The organism is Raoultella sp. T31 (genome assembly GCF_002806725.1).
Taxonomy (GTDB): Bacteria; Pseudomonadota; Gammaproteobacteria; order Enterobacterales; family Enterobacteriaceae; genus Klebsiella; species Klebsiella electrica.
In genome coordinates this window covers 1-18173 of sequence record NZ_PIBO01000063.1, presented here as the reverse complement: position 1 = coordinate 18173, position 18173 = coordinate 1, and the positions used below count along the sequence as shown (strand labels likewise).

Sequence of the window (18173 nt, the reverse complement as noted above, 5' to 3'; positions counted from 1 at the left end):
AAATACCCCACAGCCCCGAAAAAGGGCCAGTCAGTTGCTTAACTGACTGGCATTAGAGCCAGCGGCTCCCGTTTTTTGTTGGTGCTGTTCCTGGCTTCGCCGTTATTCGAGGCTTTCACCGGCTGACTTACCCGATGCAGGCAACAGCCCGTCGGCGCGAAACATCGATTTGATCCCGCGAATGGCCTGGCGGATACGATCGCGGTTTTCGATAAGCGCAAAGCGCACATGGGTATCACCGTAATCGCCGAAGCCGATACCCGGCGAAACGCATACTTTTGCGTCATGCAGCAGCTTTTTCGCAAACTCCAGCGAGCCCAGCGCCGCATACTGATCGGGGATCTTCGCCCAAACGTACATCGATGCCTTCGGACACTCGACCATCCAGCCCGCTTCATGCAGCCCTTTAACCAGCACATCGCGACGGCGCTTGTACTGTTCGGCGATATCACGAACGCACTGCTGGTCGCCTTCCAGCGCCGCAATTGCCGCGACCTGCAAGGGGGTGAAGGTGCCATAATCGTGATAGCTTTTAATACGCGCCAATGCATTGACCAGCGTTTTATTACCGACCATAAAGCCGATACGCCAGCCGGCCATGTTGTAGCTTTTGGAGAGGGTAAAGAACTCCACGGCCACATCACGCGCGCCGGGAACTTCCATAATTGAAGGGGCCTTCCAGCCATCATAAACGATGTCGGCATAGGCCAGATCGTGTACCACCAGCACATCGTAACGCTTCGCCAGCGCGACCACTTTTTCAAAAAATTCCAGTTCGACGCACTGCGCGGTCGGGTTGGACGGGAAACCGAGGATCATCATTTTCGGTTTCGGGTAGCTTTCGCGAATCGCCCGCTCCAGCTCGTTGAAGAAATCAACGCCTTCCACCAGCGGCACGGAACGCACCTGCGCACCGGCAATCACCGCGCCGTAGATGTGGATCGGGTAGCTGGGGTTAGGCACCAGCACCGTGTCGCCATGATCCAGCGTCGCCAGCATCAGATGCGCCAGCCCCTCTTTTGAACCAATGGTGACAATCGCTTCCGATTCCGGATCGATCTCAACGTTGTAGCGATCCTGATACCAACGCGAAATGGCGCGGCGCAGGCGAGGAATACCGCGGGAGGTGGAGTAACCGTGCGTATCAGGACGCTGGGCAACGGTGCAAAGTTTTTCAACGATATGCGGCGGCGTCGCGCCGTCCGGGTTGCCCATGCTGAAATCGATAATATCTTCACCGCGCCGACGCGCAGCCATTTTCAGCTCAGCTGTAATATTAAAAACGTAAGGGGGCAGACGATCGATACGTGTAAAACGGCGTTCAGGACTGGATGCAGTCATAGATTCCTCAGAGTAACGTTAGCGCCCGGACCGTCCGAGCGACGCTGTCGCGTTTGCGACGAGCTTAGAAAATAACCCGAAAAAAATGATGCTGTCGAGAGGGTGAGAAAAAAATAATCGCCGGCGAAAAATGCGGGCATCAGGCTAATGACATCCGACGGCGGATATCCTCGATTTAGCCGCCACGAAAATTAGGTGCAACATATTAATATCTATTAATTTACCTGTTTTTATCATTTATCTCCCACTCATCATGTCGGCGCTGGCCCGGCTATCAATCCCTTTTTTTCGTGTGACTTTTCCCTGTTCGACGCTTCGCTGGCCTTCTGTCGCCAGGTTTTTTATGATGTTGCTTTCCCGCGATAGACACGGCGCACCCATGCACGAAATATTTACAATGCTGCTGGCGGTTTTCGACCGCGCGGCACTCATGCTGATTTGCCTTTTTTTCCTAATCCGTCTGCGCCTGTTTCGCGAGCTACTGCATAAATCTGCGCATACACCGAAAGAGCTGCTGGCGGTTATCGCCATTTTTTCCCTGTTTGCCCTGTTCAGCACCTGGTCTGGCGTGCCGGTAGAGGGTTCTCTGGTCAACGTGCGGATTATCGCAGTGATGTCCGGGGGGATTTTGTTTGGCCCCTGGGTCGGAGCTATCGTTGGGGCCATTGCCGGTGTACATCGTTACCTTATTGATATTGATGGTGTAACCGCTATCCCCTGCTTTATCACCAGCATTGTTGCCGGGTTGCTGTCAGGGCTGATTAATCGCAAAGTGCCGAAGGCTCAGCGCTGGAAGATCGGGATTCTCGCCGGGATGCTCTGCGAAACGTTAACCATGATCCTCGTGGTCTTTTGGGCGCCGTCGTTTTCGCTGGGCCTCGATATCGTCTCCAAAATCGGGATCCCGATGATCCTTGGCAGCGTCTGTATCGGTTTTATCGTGCTGCTGGTCCAGAGCGTCGAGGGTGAAAAGGAGGCCAGCGCCGCGCGCCAGGCAAAACTGGCGCTGGATATCGCCAACAAAACGCTGCCGCTCTTCCGTCATGTCAACAGCGAATCCCTGCGCCAGGTGTGCGACATCATTCGCCGCGATATCAACGCCGACGCGGTGGCCATCACCACCACCGATCGGGTTCTGGCCTACGTCGGATTTGGCGAAAGCAACTATCACGATAGTGATGATGACATCAGCCCCACCACGCGCCAGGCGATCGAAAGCGGAAAAATCATTATTAAAAACAATGATGAGGCTTACAGAACGCCGGAGATTCACTCCATGCTGGTCATTCCGCTACGGGAGAAAGGCGTGGTGACCGGCACGCTGAAAATTTATTACTGCCACGCCCACCGCATCACCTCGTCCCTGCAGGAGATGGCCGTCGGTCTGTCGCAAATCATCTCCACTCAGCTGGAGGTCTCACGGGCGGAACAGCTGCGGGAAATGGCCAACAAAGCCGAACTGCGCGCCCTCCAGAGCAAAATCAACCCGCACTTTCTCTTTAACGCCCTCAATGCGATTTCATCCTCGATCCGCATGAATCCGGATACCGCCCGTCAGCTTATTTTTAATTTGTCGCGCTATTTACGCTATAACATTGAATTAAAAGACGACGAACAGATTGATATCAAAAGAGAGCTGTACCAAATCAAGGATTATATTGCCATCGAACAGGCGCGCTTCGGCGATAAGCTCACCGTTATCTACGACATCGACGATGAAGTCAGCTGCGTGATACCGAGCCTGCTGATTCAGCCGCTGGTGGAAAATGCCATTGTCCACGGGATCCAGCCGTGCAAAGGCAAAGGCGTCGTCACCCTCGGCATCAACGAGTGCGGTAATCGGGTGCGGATTAGCGTTCGCGATACCGGAAATGGTATCGATCCTGCCGTGATCGCGCGGGTGGAGGCGGATGAAATGCCGGGGAATAAAATCGGTCTGCTCAACGTGCACCATCGGGTAAAATTACTGTATGGCGAAGGGCTGCACATCCGCCGCATGAATCCGGGAACCGAGATTGCGTTCTACGTGCCTAACAAGCTTGTCTCCCAGACCACTGCGGTGTCTCTGTTGCCATGAACGGAGAAAAAATGAAAGTCATCATAGTTGAAGACGAGTTCCCGGCGCAGCAGGAGCTCACATGGTTAATTAACACCCACAGCCAGATGGAGATTGTCGGGACGTTCGACGACGGGCTGGACGTGCTGAAGTTCCTGCAGCACAACAAGGTTGATGCCATTTTTCTCGACATCAACATCCCTTCGCTGGACGGCGTCCTGCTGGCGCAAAATATCAGCCAGTTCGCGCATAAACCGTTTATTGTGTTTATCACCGCCTGGAAAGAGCACGCGGTGGAGGCCTTTGAACTGGAAGCGTTCGACTACATTCTGAAGCCGTACCAGGAATCACGCATCATTAACATGCTGCAAAAGCTGACCAGCGCCTGGCAGCTACAGCAGCAGACAGGCAGCCAGACCGGGACGACGACCAATCCGCAGCGGGAAAATGACACGATCAATCTCATAAAAGATGAGCGAATTATCGTGACCAGTATTCACGATATTTACTATGCGGAAGCCCACGAAAAAATGACCTTTGTCTATACCCGGCGGGAATCATTCGTGATGCCAATGAACATTACGGAGTTTTGCGGCAAGCTGCCGCCAGCGCACTTCTTCCGCTGCCACCGCTCATACTGCGTGAACCTGAATAAAATTCGCGAGATTGAGCCCTGGTTCAACAATACCTATATTCTGCGCTTACGCGATCTGGAGTTTCAGGTGCCGGTCAGCCGCAGCAAGGTCAAAGAATTTCGCCAGCTTATGCATCTGTAGCAGGGCTATGCTGAAGAGAGTCGCCCGCGCACGGCTGCGCCGGAACGGGCTGACGATGACAAGGTTAGAGAATCTGCCCAAGCGTCTGGCGCAGATGCGCCCCGGAACCCAGCAGGCCCGGATTATCGTGCACGATCAGGTAGACCGGAATATCCTGGACGAAGGCTTTAAAGCGCCCTTTGTCTTCAAACCCGCCGCGGAAACCAGAAGCTTTAAAGAACTCCAGGAAACGCGGGACGATGCCGCCAGCAATATACACGCCGCCGAAGGTGGCCAACGTCAGCGCCAGGTTGCCGCCAAAGCGCCCCATAATCACGCAGAACAACGACAGCGCGCGACGGCAATCGATGCAGCTGTCGGCGAGCGCGCGTTCGGTCACATCTTTCGGCTGGAGATTTTCCGGCAGGCGGCCATCTGATTTCACTATCGCCCGATACAGATAAACCAGCCCCGGACCGGATAGCACGCGCTCGGCAGAGACATGCCCCAGCTCTGCGCGCAGCTCTTCGAGGATAATCCCCTCTTCTTCGCTGTTCGGCGCGAAATCAACGTGTCCCCCTTCGCCCGGCAGACTCACCCAGCGTTTGTCGACATGCACCAGGTGCGCAACGCCCAGGCCGGTACCTGCGCCGTAAACGGCGATAGGTTTTCCTTCCACCGGCGTTGTGCCGCCAAACTGAATCAGGTGCTCAGCCTTCAGCATCGGGATCGCCATCGATACCGCGGTAAAATCGTTGATGATCTCCAGATGGGAAAAACCGAGGTTCTTTTTCATCTCGGCGATGGAAAAGGCCCACGTGTGGTTGGTCATCGCCACCCAGTCACCGGTGATCGGACAGGCGATGGCGATGCAACCGTCTTCAACCTCAACGCCCTGCTCGTCAAGGTAGACGCGGACAACGGCTTCAAGACTGGGGTAATCGAGCCCGGAATAGGTTTTTGCCCGGGAAATCTCCCCGTTTGCAATATCGCATAATGCCAGACGGGCATTGGTTCCGCCGACGTCTCCTACTAAAGCAAATTTTGTCATTCCGTTACGGCTCCACTAAAGTCAAAATGATTCTTTTGGCACACTGTAAATTCATGATGCCTTAACAACAACGACCAACATATAAGTGCCCACAATTTAGCGACCTATATCACATTTGGGTTGTAACCTGTGCAAAATGATGCTCAACGCACGGTAAGATCGTCAGGCATAACCGTCCGTTTCTCGTTTCAGCATCATTTGCATCGACGCCCCGCAGGGGCACAGACAAAATCGGGCTTCACGACCTTTAAAAGGAAATATTTCATGCTGCATCCACGCGCCAGAACGATGCTGTTGTTATCGATACCCGCCGTGATTATCGGTATCGCTTCCAGTCTGGTATTGATTGTGACGATGAAGATTGCAGCCATATTGCAGCATGTTATCTGGTCCAGCGTGCCGACGGGTTTAGGCATTGAAGCCAGCGGGCCGTTATGGACTATCGCCGTACTCACGCTGACCGGTATCGCCGTGGGTCTGGTGGTCCGTTTTAGCCCCGGGCATGCCGGGCCGGACCCGGCCACCGAATCGTTAATTGGCGCCCCCATCAGCACCGGCGCGCTACCGGGCCTGGTCGCCGCGCTGGTATTAGGTCTCGCTGGCGGAGTCAGCCTCGGGCCTGAGCATCCGGTCATGGTAATGAATATCGCCCTTGCCGTCGCGATCGGCTCTCACCTGTTCCCCCGCGTCAGTTCGCTGGACTGGACCATTCTTGCCGCCTCCGGCACCATCGGCGCGCTGTTTGGCACCCCGGTGGCCGCCGCGTTAATTTTTTCGCAAACCCTCAACGGCAGTCACGATGTGCCGCTGTGGGACCGGTTGTTCGCTCCCCTGCTGGCGGCGGCGGCGGGCGCCCTGACCACCGATCTGTTCTTCCATCCCCGTTTCTCGCTGCCCATCCCCGTTTATCCGCAAATGCACGTCGTTGATATCTTCAGCGGCGCTATCGTGACGCTTATCGCCATTGCCGTAGGAATGGTGGCCGTCTGGTGCCTGCCGCGACTGCATGCGTTGATGAACCGCCTGAAAAATCCGGTGCTGACGTTAGGCCTCGGTGGCCTGCTGCTGGGGATTCTCGGCGCCGCAGGCGGACATATTACGTTGTTTAAAGGGCTGGAGGAGATGCAGCAAATCGCCGTGGACCAGACCCTGACGGCCGGCGACTTTTTGCTGATAGCGCTGGTGAAGCTGGCAGCGCTGGTCATCGCCGCCGCCAGTGGTTTTCGCGGCGGGCGCATTTTCCCCGCGGTTTTCGTCGGCGTGGCGCTCGGTTTAATGCTGCACGCGCACGTTGATACCGTTCCGGCCGCCATCACGGTCTCTTGCGCTATTCTGGGCATGATGCTGGTCGTTACCCGCGATGGCTGGCTCAGCCTGTTTATGGCCGCGGTCGTCGTCCCGGATACGACGCTGCTGCCGCTGCTGTGTATTGTGATGCTCCCGGCCTGGCTGCTGTTGGCCGGGAAGCCTATGATGATAGCCAGGCGACGAAACGACTAAACGCGGCTGTTTCGCTCCTCCAGAGCCTGGGTTACCGCGCGCAGGAAGTCGGGTATATCCATTTTGGGCAGCATGACCTCCACCAGCGTCAGCTTATCGGATCCAATACTGCTGGCCATCGCCTCCGCAAGCTCTTCCGTGTGCGTCACGCGCCAGCATCGGGAAGGGACATCAGGGGCAAAGGCTCCCGGCAAGCGGTTCCAGTCCCACAGCGCAATATCGTTATACCGCTGCTCGGGGCCGTGAATCGCTCGTTCAACCGTATAACCTTCGTTATTAAGCAACAGGATCAGCGGGTGCTGTTTATCGCGTAGCATCGACCCCAGCTCCTGAATCGTCAGCTGGGCTGCCCCGTCGCCCACGATCAGCACCACCCGTCTGCCCGGCGCTGCGGTTTGTGCGCCATAGGCGGCCGGTAAGGTAAATCCTATCGATCCCCACAGCGGCTGGACCAGCAGGGTGGCGTCTGAGGGAAGCCTGAGCGCCGCAACGCCAAAAGCCGCGGTTCCCTGATCGGCAAGAATGATATCCCCGGGACGCAGCTGCTCTTGTACGGTACTCCAGAAACTCCCCTGCGTGAGGTTGCCGCCCGTCATGCTTTCCACCTTCGGCGCAGAGCAGTCTGGCAGCTTCCACTCTGCTGACAGGCTGGCGGACAGAATCATTAACTCATTAAGGGCTTGATCCATCGGGATGCGGCTAAACCAGTGGTCGCCCACTCTGACGGCAAAGGGCTGAATTTCAATCGTGCGTTCAAGGGGTAAATGTTGGGTAAATCCGGCGGTAATGGTGTCGGTGAAGCGGGTTCCTACACAGATGATGGTATCGGCATTTTCAATGGCCGCACGCGTTTGTGGCGCGCTGGCGATCCCGCTATAGGTGCCAACAAAACCAGGCTGCTGCTCATCAAACAACCCTTTTCCCATCAGCATCGTGGCACAGGCAATCGGCGTTTTCGCCACCCACATCCGTAGCGTATTCTGCAGGCCATAGCGCTGGGCGAGGAAATCCGCCAGCAACGATACCTGACGGCTGCTGCGCAGCATCTGCCCGGCATGTTCACGAAACCCGGCCAGCTGATTCTCATCGGCAGGCGGCCCTTCGATCGCCAGACGACGAGCGGGCGGCGTCGCTTTTGCTTTCGCTACATCGGCGGCTAACATCAAATAACCGGGACGATGGTGGGTGAGCATCTCGCTCAGCACGCGATCGATTTCGTGGCAAGCATTCCCCGCCGTCAGCGTAGCCTGGGTGCAGGTGATCTGTTCGCTCATCCGCGCAAAGTGCGTGAAGTCACCATCTCCCAGCGTATGGTGCAGAAGTTCTCCGCGCTGCTGGGCCCCGGAGCAAGGCGCGCCGACGATATGCAGTACCGGAATATGTTCCGCATAGCTGCCGGCCACGCCGTTAAGCGCACTCAGCTCACCGACACCGTAGGTCGTCAACAGCGCCCCGGCGCCTTTGATGCGCGCATACCCGTCGGCGGCATAGGCCGCATTCAGCTCATTCGCGCAGCCAACCCATCCCAACGCCTGGTGCGCGATAACACGGTCGAGGAATTGTAAATTGTAATCGCCAGGTACGCCAAACAAGCGGTCTATGCCGCAATCTACCAGACGATCCAGCAGATAATCGCCAATGGTGTAAGTCGGTTGCATCTCCATACTCCTCTTCCCGTTGCAGGTGATCTGAGTATTGAATAAGCGATCCAACTGTCCAGATAGCGGTCGATAATCGGGGTGGAAAGCAAAATTTACGCCTTTGAAGTGTGTACTCCACGCTGAATATTCTTTAGTGTAAACGTATACACAACCTGTCCTGTCTGCGGAGGAAAGTATGGTTTACCAGGCAAATGCGGCACGATATCAGACGATGGAATACCGCCGTTGTGGCCGGAGCGGATTAAAGCTACCGGCCATTTCCCTCGGCCTCTGGCACAATTTTGGCGACGAAACGCGGGTGGAAACCAGCCGTCAACTGCTGCGACACGCCTTCGATCTTGGCATAACCCATTTTGATTTAGCCAACAATTACGGGCCGCCTCCGGGCTCGGCGGAAAGCCATTTTGGCCGGATCCTGCGGGAGGACTTTTTACCCTGGCGCGATGAACTGATTATCTCCAGTAAAGCCGGTTACACCATGTGGGACGGCCCCTATGGCGACTGGGGATCGCGTAAATACCTGGTCGCCAGCCTCGATCAAAGCCTGAAGCGTATGGGGCTGGAGTACGTTGATATCTTCTATCATCACCGCCCGGATCCCGAAACACCGTTACAGGAAACCATGCGCGCGCTGGACCATCTCGTGCGCCAGGGCAAAGCGCTGTATGTCGGGCTTTCCAACTATCCGCTCGCGCAGGCAGCCGAAGCGGTGCGCATTCTCAATGACCTCGGGACGCCATGTCTGATTCATCAGCCTAAATATTCCATGCTCGAACGCTGGGTTGAGGATGGACTACTCGATTTTCTGCAGGCTGAAGGCGTGGGCAGCATCGCGTTTTCACCGCTGGCTGGCGGTCAACTCACCGACCGCTATCTGCACGGCATTCCGGCAGACTCCCGCGCCGCCAGCAGCAGCCGTTTCCTGCAAGCGGAACAGTTAACCGAGGCGAAGCTCGAGAAGGTTCGTCGGCTGAATGCGCTGGCTGAGGCCCGTGGGCAAAAGCTCTCTCAGATGGCGCTGGCCTGGGTTTTACGCGCGGAGAAAGTGACTTCAGTTCTGATTGGCGCCAGCAAAACCGCACAGCTTGATGATGCCGTGGGCATGCTGGCTCATCGTCATTTCAGCGCAGAAGAGTGCGCGGCAATCGACGCAATCCTTGCGGCGTAAACACCATTTCGCTTTAGCAAAAAGTGCTCTTATCCGCGATTTAGGAGTTCATCCAATGCGGCGGGGCTTTACCGCCTCGTAATATCACGTTAACAGGCCCAATGAGCGCCACTATCATCCGGCGCTCAGGCCCCGATCGTGAAGGAGAAGAGTATGTTCAGGTCACTGATTCTGGCTGCGGTGCTTTTGGTCTCAGCACCACTGGTCGCAAATGCCGGAGAGATCACCCTGCTGCCATCTGTAAAATTACAAATAGGCGATCGTGATAATTACGGTAACTACTGGGACGGTGGCGGCTGGCGCGACCGTGATTACTGGCGTCGTCACTATGAATGGCGTGATAACCGCTGGCGACGTCACGATAACGGCTGGCATCGCGGCTGGGATAAACGTAAAGCCTACGAACGCGGCTATCGCGAGGGCTGGAATGACCGCGACGACCGACGCGGCGACTGGGGTCGCGGACCGGGCGGTTGGGGACGCGGGCCGGGCGGCGGTCCCGGCCACGGTCATGGCCATCATTAATCAAATCGGGGAGCCAGTTGGCTCCCCTTTTTCATGACTGTCGACGTGATTACAGCCCGAAGATCGTGCCGACCAGTAGCCAGCCATTGAGCAATACCACGATGCCGACAATCACCCACCCCGTGCGCTTCACCCACGGGGTATTGACCAAATCCCCCATCAGCTGTGAATTACTGGTGAAAATCAGCAGCGGGACCAGCGCCAGGGCGATACCAAAACTCAGCAGCACCTGGCTCATCACCAGAATTCTCGTCGGGTCCAGCCCCATCATAATGACAATAAACGAAGGCAGCATCGTGACCGCACGACGAAACCACAGCGGAATATGGAAGCGAATAAAGCCCTGCATAACGACCTGTCCTGCCAGCGTTCCCACCACCGTCGATGACAAACCAGCGGCCACCAGACTCAGGCCAAAGATAGTCGCAGCCGCGTGACTTAACAGCGGTTCCAGCGTCAAATATGCCTGATCGAGGTCGGCAATCCCGGTGTGGCCGTTAAAGTGAAATGCCGCAGCGGCGGTGGCCATCATCGCCAGGTTAACAAACCCGGCAATGGTCATCGCAATCGCAACGTCCCAACGGGTGGCGTGATAACGCTCTTTGCGCGTACCATCGTGCAGATTCTGCGTTAACGACGAGTGTAAATAGATGACGTGTGGCATGATCGTCGCGCCGAGCACACCGGCGGCCAGGAACACGGCTTCACCGTTCGGCAAACTCGGGATAATCATCCCTTTCGCCAGCGGCGCCAGCGCCGGTTGGGAGAAAATCAGTTCCACAATGTAGGCGACGGCAACAAACAACAGTAAACCGCCGATCGCTTTTTCCAGCGGCTTTTGTCCGCGACGCTGCAGCATCAGGATCAAGAAGGTGGCAATCCCGGTTAATACCGCTCCCTGCAGTAACGACACGCCAAGAATCAGCTTAAAACCAATAGCTGCGCCAATAAATTCGGCGAGGTCGGTCGCCATGGCGATAATTTCCGCCTGTACCCAGTAAAACCACACCACCGGACGCGGATAGTGATCGCGAATCTGTTCCGCCAGATTCTTACCCGTAGCAATACCGAGCTTTGCCGATAGCACCTGAATCAGCATCGCCATCAGATTTGCCCATACCACCACCCACAGCAGTTGATAGCCAAAGCTGGCGCCCGCCTGAATATTGGTGGCGAAGTTGCCGGGATCGATATATCCAATGGCAGCAATGAACGCAGGCCCCATCAATGCGAGCTTCATCTTGCGCGCTGCGCGACCGCTGCTATTCTCAACGCGACTGCTAGTCATTTTCTGCCTCTGAAATATAGCCTTTGCTATGTTTTATGTTATCAAAATGCGAATGATTATCAAGTTCATTTGGAAAGATGATCATTATTGCTTTGATAGGCGGGAACGATAGCGGCTAACAACGAAAAAAGTGGCATTGAAGTGGCATTGATGAATTCGCATCTCGCCGGTTCACAGATTAGTACAATCTAAGCAACTTTTAAAACCTTTACGCTACATAACAAAAATGTATGTTTGATCACTAATTTGGCGATTGGTCACAGTTCATTGCAATAGTGTTAATTTGATCTCGTTTTCTTTGGTCTTGTTACATAGAATGTGCACAGAAATCTAACCTGCCTCATATTTGGAGCAAATATGGACCGCGTCTTGCATTTTATCCTCGCGATCGTAGTGGTGGCTATACTGGCTCTTCTGGTCAGTCATAACCGTAACCAAATTCGCATTCGTTATGTTATTCAATTACTTGTCATTGAAGTTTTGCTGGCATGGTTCTTCCTGAACTCTGATATCGGTCTGGGTTTTGTGAAAGGCTTCTCCGAGATGTTCGAAAAACTTCTCGGCTTTGCCAACGAAGGGACCAACTTCGTTTTCGGTAATATGAATGACAAAGGCCTGGCTTTCTTCTTCCTGAAAGTTCTCTGCCCTATCGTCTTTATCTCTGCGCTGATCGGTATTTTGCAGCATATTCGCGTCCTGCCTGTCGTCATTCGCGCCATTGGTACCGTGCTGTCCAAAATTAACGGCATGGGCAAACTGGAATCATTCAACGCCGTCAGTTCCCTGATTCTGGGCCAGTCAGAAAACTTTATTGCCTATAAAGATATTCTGGGCAAAATGTCGCGCAACCGGATGTACACCATGGCTGCGACCGCGATGTCGACCGTTTCCATGTCTATCGTCGGTGCATACATGACGATGCTGCAGCCTAAATATGTCGTGGCTGCGCTGGTGCTCAACATGTTCAGTACCTTTATTGTCCTGTCGCTGATTAACCCGTACCGCGTTGAAGAAAAAGAAGAAAATCTGCAGATGTCCAACCTGCATGAAGGTCAGAGCTTCTTTGAAATGCTGGGTGAATACATTCTGGCGGGCTTTAAAGTTGCCATTATCGTTGCCGCCATGCTGATCGGCTTCATCGCCTTGATCTCCGCGCTGAACGCCCTGTTTGCTACCGTTACCGGCTGGTTTGGCTACAGCATCTCCTTCCAGGGGATCCTTGGCTACATCTTCTATCCGGTTGCCTGGGTCATGGGCGTACCGGCAGGGGAAGCGCTGCAGGTGGGCAGTATTATGGCCACCAAACTGGTTTCGAACGAATTTGTGGCGATGATGGATCTGCAGAAAATTGCCAGCACGCTCTCTCCGCGCGCTGAAGGCATTATTTCTGTCTTCCTGGTCTCTTTCGCCAACTTCTCCTCTATCGGGATTATTGCCGGGGCGATCAAAGGCCTCAACGAAGAACAGGGTAATGTGGTTTCCCGCTTTGGGCTGAAGCTGGTTTACGGTTCGACGCTGGTGAGCGTGCTCTCAGCATCTATCGCCGCACTGGTTCTGTAAGCGCACAAGATGATGAAAAAGCCGGGCTCGCCCGGCTTTTTTACGTCCGCAGATCGCTGAGCGGCCGCGGTTTGCCGATTAAATATCCCTGCAAATAGTCGACGCCTAATGCCAGCAGTCTCTCTTTTTGCTCTTCCGTCTCGACGTACTCCGCCACCACCGTCAGGTTTTTAACCTTCGCGACTTCAATAATGGATTTAATCATAATCACATCCAGCGGCTCGTTCTCGAGATCGCGGACAAAACAGCCGTCAATCTTGACGATATCCGCCTGTAGGCGCTTCAGCCGTTCATAGTTGGCATAGCCCGTACCAAAATCATCAATGGCGATAGCGCAGCCAAAATCCCGCAGCTGCTGAATATTATGCATACTCTCTCCCGCATCGCTGAACGCCTGCTCTTCGGTAATCTCGATAGTGAGGGTCTCCGGCGACAGCTGATAGCGTTTAAACAAGGCGATAATCTGCCCGGCGCCATCATTTTGCATCAACGTGTAAGGCAGCAAATTAACGGAAAAATGGTGCCCTGGGTACCGGTGCAGCATACTGAAGAGCGTTTCCAGCACCAGCATGTCAAAACGCTGACTCAGGTTGAACTGAACAATCAGCGGAATAAACTGGTCCGGCATCATCATCGACTTGCCACACCGCATCCGCGTCAGGATTTCATGATACCCCTCACCCGCCGAATTCTGGATAGGCTGGGCATACAGCACCAGATCACGTTCATTCAGCGCCCGCTTCACCTGGGTCAACATCCGAACCTGCTCGCTGGTCTGGTCAGAAACCTGCTCTTGCGCAGCATCCAGTGCCAGCACCTGGCGACCATTCCCCGCCTGCTCTGACAGCCAGCTCAGTTGGCCCAGCATTGGGTGAAGCTCTTCTTCGCTGCCGCGGTGTCTTGCCCAGGCCGCACCAAATTCCAGATCCAGCGTTTGATTGTGCCAGCTAAATTTCTTGTGATTCAGCATCGCCACCATATGACCCAGTCGCGCGCAAGGATCGGGCCCGTCTAAAACCAGTAACAACTCGCTCCCCGGTAGCTGGAAGAGTTCATCCCTTTCCCCCAGCAGCGGCCGTAATTTGCTGGCAATTTGCTGTTTGCAATGCACCCGCATCATCATGCCGTAATGACGGCTGAGGAAGTCGAGGTTAGCGATCCGTAAGCTGCTGATGACGAAGTCAGCATCCTGGCGCAGATAGCATTCCAGCGCGCGCAGGTTCGGCAGCCCGGTTAACGGGTCTTCCTGGGCCTGATCCCGCCATCTGAGCTTAATTCGTTCATTCTGGCTGTAAATATCAACCATATAAAACAAACAGATGGTGAATGAGATCAGTACGGAAAGAACAAATGACAGGGAGTATTCAGTCTGTACCCCCTGGAGAAAATTTCGATTATAGGCAACGAGTAAAAATGCCGAAACAGACCAGGAAATACGAATTAATACATGGCCTAGTCGACTAATACCAATAAAACACACAATGAAAATAAGTGGTACTAAATAACCTGCAATATAATCAGAATTATAGGGGGCGCACAGCACCAGCAATATGGCGCCCAGAGCCATAAACCAGTACAGGGTAAATGCCCGCCGCTCGCGGGTAAACCATGGCTGGCAATGGCGTCGCCAGAATAATTTTGCGTAACGCGGACTGATAACCATCCGCATTGGATAATAAAAGAAAGTGGTAAATATTAATGCAGCGCTGATCAGGCTTTGTATATCAATAATGGTATACACGGCTGGCATCTCTTTGAAATAGCTAGAGATGGCCAACGGGAACGCGAAAAACACGCCAACCAGATACATCGTCAGTTTCATTAACACCGGTGCAAAAAAACCGCCCCAGAAAATCCATGTCCCCATATACCTGGCCGTCAGCCCGCTGCGCCAGGTTCTGCCAGTCAGCATTCTGACAATCGCGCAGGATACCAGCACTGAAAATAGCTGGCAAAATAGCAGCAGCACCGACTGTAGTGCCGTCAGGGGAAGGATGAGATGATTAGTAATCGCAAAAGAAACGATTAATGGGGCGATTGCGTAGCGGCCAAAAATAAAGATAACCGCATACATCATACTTAACGGCAACCAGGCGAGAAAAACCTGATTCCCGTCGACAAGAGTCAGAGGTGAAATAAACCTGGCTAATGGGATCGAAATTAAACAAACAACCAACGCGAGTAACGTTTTTCTGATATTAATGTTAAAGTTAGCAATCATTATTGTTAAGGAAAACTCCGGCGCTGGGCAATACTGCTTTATATAAAAGAAATACTAAAGGGGATAATAAATCCAGGCAAGGAAATAACCTGGGGAAGAATCTTAAATTACGCAGAATACTGATAGCAGCAAGTTTTCTGACTTAACCAGAAAGTACTTTACATTCGCGATGATAAAAAAAAACCCCCGCCGTAGCGAGGGTTCTGAATTTGGTGGAGCTAAGCGGGATCGAACCGCTGACCTCTTGCATGCCATGCAAGCGCTCTCCCAGCTGAGCTATAGCCCCGAACCGTAAAACGTGTCGTGTTGACGGGCGGCATAATATGAATTCCTTCGTCAGGTGTCAACGGCAAAATGAATCCTCACCATTTGATCGCTGAAAAAGCAGGCAACTTGCTGACATTGCGAGCCTTATCGCAGGTAGACGTTAAACATGTCACTCTTTCATGTAAAAGGATGCTATAACATGAGCAACTAATTCCCACATTTTTACTCAGGAAATAGTATGCTCAAGGAACGAATGACACCTGAAGAAATTGCGCATCTTACCGGGTTCAGCCGGCAGACGATCAATAAATGGGTACGTAAAGAGGGATGGCAAACATCACCTCGTCCCGGCGTGCAGGGCGGTAAGGCGCGTCTCGTCCACGTTAATGACCAGGTTAAAGAATTTATTCGCAGCGCACAGCGCGTGGCGGAACCCTCCCCTTCTTATTCCCCGGCAGAAAACGACCTTGAACCCTTGCTGCTGACGCTCAGTAAAGAGATGACGCCCGGGGAACAAAAACAGTTGATGTCGCTGCTACTGCGCGAAGGCATTCGCGGGTTACTCCAGCGGCTGGATATTCGTGACCAGTAATATAATGATGAAACTAAAAGATAAAATGACGCCGGCAGAGCTGGCAGATTGCCTTGGGCTGGCCAGACAAACGATTAATCGCTGGGTCAGAGAACAACAATGGCGCACGGAGAGCATTCCCGGCGTCAAGGGTGGCCGCGCTCGTCTCATCATTATTGATAAGACAGTCCTCGATTTTCTGGCCAATATTCCGGCACTCCGTCATCTGCTGACGGAACATCAGTTGGCCGAACCGTCCAGCCACTATTTTGTTAACGATGCGGGCGCTATCTGGCGGCAAATTGCCGAAACGCTGCATCTTATGACGATTGAAGAGCAACAGCACCTGCGGGACCTTCTCGCCCGTGAAGGAATCAGCGGGTTCTTGTCGCGTCTCGGTATTGCCAGTCAGAAATAAGTAAAAAACGGCAGGATATAACCTGCCGTTTCGTTAAGCTTCGACGAGCAAACCTGAATCAGGATTGCTGGTTTTCGCGTTCTGCAATAAAAGTCAGCGCTTTATTGATACGTTCTACGCTGCGGGATTTACCGATAGCGTGGACCGTAACGTCAAGCGCCGGCGACTGACCAGCCCCGGTTACCGCAACGCGCAGCGGCATCCCGACTTTACCCATCCCGACTTCCAGCTCATCCGCCGTCGCCTGAATAGCGTGGTGAACATTTTCTGCTGTCCAGTCTGTGATAGCAGACAGTTTGTCACGCACAACTTCCAGCGGCTGACGAGCCACCGGACGCAGGTGTTTCTTCGCGGCGTCAGCATCAAACGCGTCAAATTCTTCGTAGAAATAACGGCAGCTTGCCGCCATCTCTTTCAGCGTTTTGCAACGTTCACCCAGCAGAGTGACCAGCTCAGCCAGCTGCGGGCCGTTGCGGGTGTCGATATTTTCCTGCTCAATATGCCACTGCAGATAGGTCGCCACGTATTCCGGCGCCATCGAATTAATATAGTGATGGTTCAACCACAGCAGTTTATCCGTATTGAATGCGCTGGCCGATTTGCTGACCGCGCCGAGGGAGAACAGCTTGATCATCTCTTCGCGGCTGAAGATCTCCTGGTCGCCGCTGGACCAGCCCAGACGCACCAGGTAGTTCAGTAGCGCTTCCGGCAGGTAGCCATCATCACGATACTGCATCACGCTCACGGCGCCATGGCGTTTGGAGAGTTTCTTACCGTCATCACCATTAATCATGGAAACGTGGGCATATACCGGGACCGGCGCGTTCAGCGCTTTCAGGATGTTGATCTGACGCGGGGTGTTGTTGATATGGTCTTCACCGCGGATCACGTGGGTGATCTCCATATCCCAGTCATCCACAACCACACAGAAGTTGTAGGTCGGAGAACCATCGGTACGACGGATAATCAGATCGTCAAGTTCCTGGTTGCTGAATTCGATTGGCCCACGGATCTGGTCGTCAAAAATAACAGATCCGTCTTGCGGGTTAGCAAAACGCACCACGCAAGGTTCATTATCGGCATGATGTTCATGGCCGTGGCGGCAGCGTCCGTCATAACGCGGCTTTTCACCCTTTGCCATCTGCTCTTCACGCAGCGCATCCAGACGCTCTTTGGAGCAATAGCATTTATACGCGGTACCCGCTTCCAGCATTTCATCAATGACGGCGTTATAGCGGTCAAAACGTTTGGTCTGGAAGTACGGACCTTCATCCCATTCCAGGTTCAGCCAGTTCATCCCATCCATGATGGCTTCAATTGCTTCCGGCGTTGAGCGTTCAAGATCGGTGTCTTCAATACGCAGAACAAACTCACCGTCGTTATGACGAGCAAAAAGCCAGGAATAGAGAGCAGTACGCGCACCGCCAACGTGCAGATAGCCTGTCGGGCTGGGCGCGAAGCGAGTTTTGATTTTCATGAAATGGCCTTACGTTTAATAAAGATGCCGACAACCGGCAGAGTCCGTGGGTATTTATGGGTGAATATTCTAACACCGTGGGCTGATTCCTCAATGTTGTTCAGGTCTGAACGTCACGCTTTGCTATTTTTGTTTATAAATCATGCTCCGCGGATGCTTTTGCGATCGTTTTGGCTAATTTTACGACGAACAAACAAATTATTTAGAAAAGGCGTTGACTCATTTTCAACTCTCCCTATAATGCGACTCCACACAGCGGGGGTGATTAGCTCAGCTGGGAGAGCACCTCCCTTACAAGGAGGGGGTCGGCGGTT

14 protein-coding genes and 1 tRNA gene are annotated in these 18173 nt (G+C 53.7%); 8 read left to right on the top strand and 7 right to left on the bottom strand.

Annotated features, from left to right (window positions below; genetic code table 11):
- Nucleotides 1–102 precede the first annotated feature (102 nt).
- Nucleotides 103–1341, bottom strand: a complete 1239-nt coding sequence (alaC, locus tag CWM52_RS25105) for an alanine transaminase (protein ID WP_100686540.1) — start codon at nucleotides 1339–1341, stop codon at nucleotides 103–105.
- Between the two features lie 397 nt (nucleotides 1342–1738).
- Between alaC and CWM52_RS25100 the strand changes: the two genes are divergently transcribed.
- On the top strand, nucleotides 1739–3418 hold the full coding sequence (locus CWM52_RS25100; RefSeq protein ID WP_165785441.1) for a sensor histidine kinase: 1680 nt from the start codon (nucleotides 1739–1741) through the stop codon (nucleotides 3416–3418).
- Between the two features lie 11 nt (nucleotides 3419–3429).
- The gene (locus CWM52_RS25095) at nucleotides 3430–4173 is read left to right on the top strand and encodes a LytR/AlgR family response regulator transcription factor (RefSeq protein ID WP_100686538.1); all 744 of its coding nucleotides are present in this window, start codon (nucleotides 3430–3432) and stop codon (nucleotides 4171–4173) included.
- A 64-nt stretch (nucleotides 4174–4237) separates the two neighbouring features.
- Here CWM52_RS25095 and glk read toward each other — a convergent pair whose 3' ends face one another.
- The gene (gene glk / locus CWM52_RS25090) at nucleotides 4238–5203 is read right to left on the bottom strand and encodes a glucokinase (protein WP_100686537.1); all 966 of its coding nucleotides are present in this window, start codon (nucleotides 5201–5203) and stop codon (nucleotides 4238–4240) included.
- 264 nt (nucleotides 5204–5467) lie between these two features.
- On the opposite strand from glk, the gene CWM52_RS25085 reads away from it, so the two are divergent.
- A complete protein-coding gene (locus tag CWM52_RS25085) occupies nucleotides 5468–6703 on the top strand; it encodes an ion channel protein (protein ID WP_100686536.1) in 1236 nt (411 codons plus the stop codon).
- On the opposite strand, the gene CWM52_RS25080 is transcribed toward CWM52_RS25085, so the two are convergent.
- A complete protein-coding gene (locus CWM52_RS25080; RefSeq protein ID WP_100686535.1) occupies nucleotides 6700–8361 on the bottom strand; it encodes an alpha-keto acid decarboxylase family protein in 1662 nt (553 codons plus the stop codon). The genes CWM52_RS25085 and CWM52_RS25080 overlap by 4 nt on opposite strands.
- Before the next feature lie 178 nt (nucleotides 8362–8539).
- Here CWM52_RS25080 and mgrA point away from each other — a divergent pair, with 178 nt between their 5' ends.
- Nucleotides 8540–9532 (top strand): L-glyceraldehyde 3-phosphate reductase, encoded by a 993-nt coding sequence (mgrA, locus tag CWM52_RS25075; RefSeq protein ID WP_100686534.1) that lies wholly within the window; start codon nucleotides 8540–8542, stop codon nucleotides 9530–9532.
- Nucleotides 9533–9685: 153 nt separating this feature from the next.
- Nucleotides 9686–10057 carry a DUF2502 domain-containing protein gene (locus CWM52_RS25070; protein WP_100686533.1) on the top strand — a complete coding sequence of 124 codons (372 nt, stop codon included), beginning with the start codon at nucleotides 9686–9688 and terminating at the stop codon, nucleotides 10055–10057.
- Between the two features lie 49 nt (nucleotides 10058–10106).
- Here the strand turns inward: CWM52_RS25070 and CWM52_RS25065 are convergent, their stop codons facing one another.
- Entirely contained in the window at nucleotides 10107–11345 is a 1239-nt protein-coding gene (locus CWM52_RS25065) for an Nramp family divalent metal transporter (protein WP_100686532.1), read from the bottom strand.
- Nucleotides 11346–11702: 357 nt separating this feature from the next.
- Between CWM52_RS25065 and CWM52_RS25060 the strand changes: the two genes are divergently transcribed.
- Nucleotides 11703–12905, top strand: a complete 1203-nt coding sequence (locus CWM52_RS25060) for a NupC/NupG family nucleoside CNT transporter (protein ID WP_100686531.1) — start codon at nucleotides 11703–11705, stop codon at nucleotides 12903–12905.
- 40 nt (nucleotides 12906–12945) lie between these two features.
- Here CWM52_RS25060 and CWM52_RS25055 read toward each other — a convergent pair whose 3' ends face one another.
- Together CWM52_RS25055 and CWM52_RS25050 are read right to left on the bottom strand one after the other, a co-directional pair.
- Complete coding sequence (locus CWM52_RS25055; RefSeq protein WP_100686530.1) at nucleotides 12946–15126, bottom strand: EAL domain-containing protein; 2181 nt, start codon at nucleotides 15124–15126, stop codon at nucleotides 12946–12948.
- Nucleotides 15127–15336: 210 nt separating this feature from the next.
- Nucleotides 15337–15412 (bottom strand) — tRNA-Ala (locus CWM52_RS25050).
- 219 nt (nucleotides 15413–15631) lie between these two features.
- Here CWM52_RS25050 and CWM52_RS25045 point away from each other — a divergent pair.
- The gene (locus tag CWM52_RS25045; RefSeq protein WP_100686529.1) at nucleotides 15632–15985 is read left to right on the top strand and encodes a YfeC-like transcriptional regulator; all 354 of its coding nucleotides are present in this window, start codon (nucleotides 15632–15634) and stop codon (nucleotides 15983–15985) included.
- Nucleotides 15986–15989: 4 nt separating this feature from the next.
- Nucleotides 15990–16382, top strand: coding sequence for a YfeC-like transcriptional regulator (locus CWM52_RS25040; protein ID WP_100686528.1), 393 nt, complete (start codon nucleotides 15990–15992; stop codon nucleotides 16380–16382).
- Nucleotides 16383–16440: 58 nt separating this feature from the next.
- On the opposite strand, the gene gltX is transcribed toward CWM52_RS25040, so the two are convergent.
- Nucleotides 16441–17859, bottom strand: a complete 1419-nt coding sequence (gene gltX / locus CWM52_RS25035) for a glutamate--tRNA ligase (protein WP_100686527.1) — start codon at nucleotides 17857–17859, stop codon at nucleotides 16441–16443.
- Nucleotides 17860–18173: the final 314 nt, after the last annotated feature.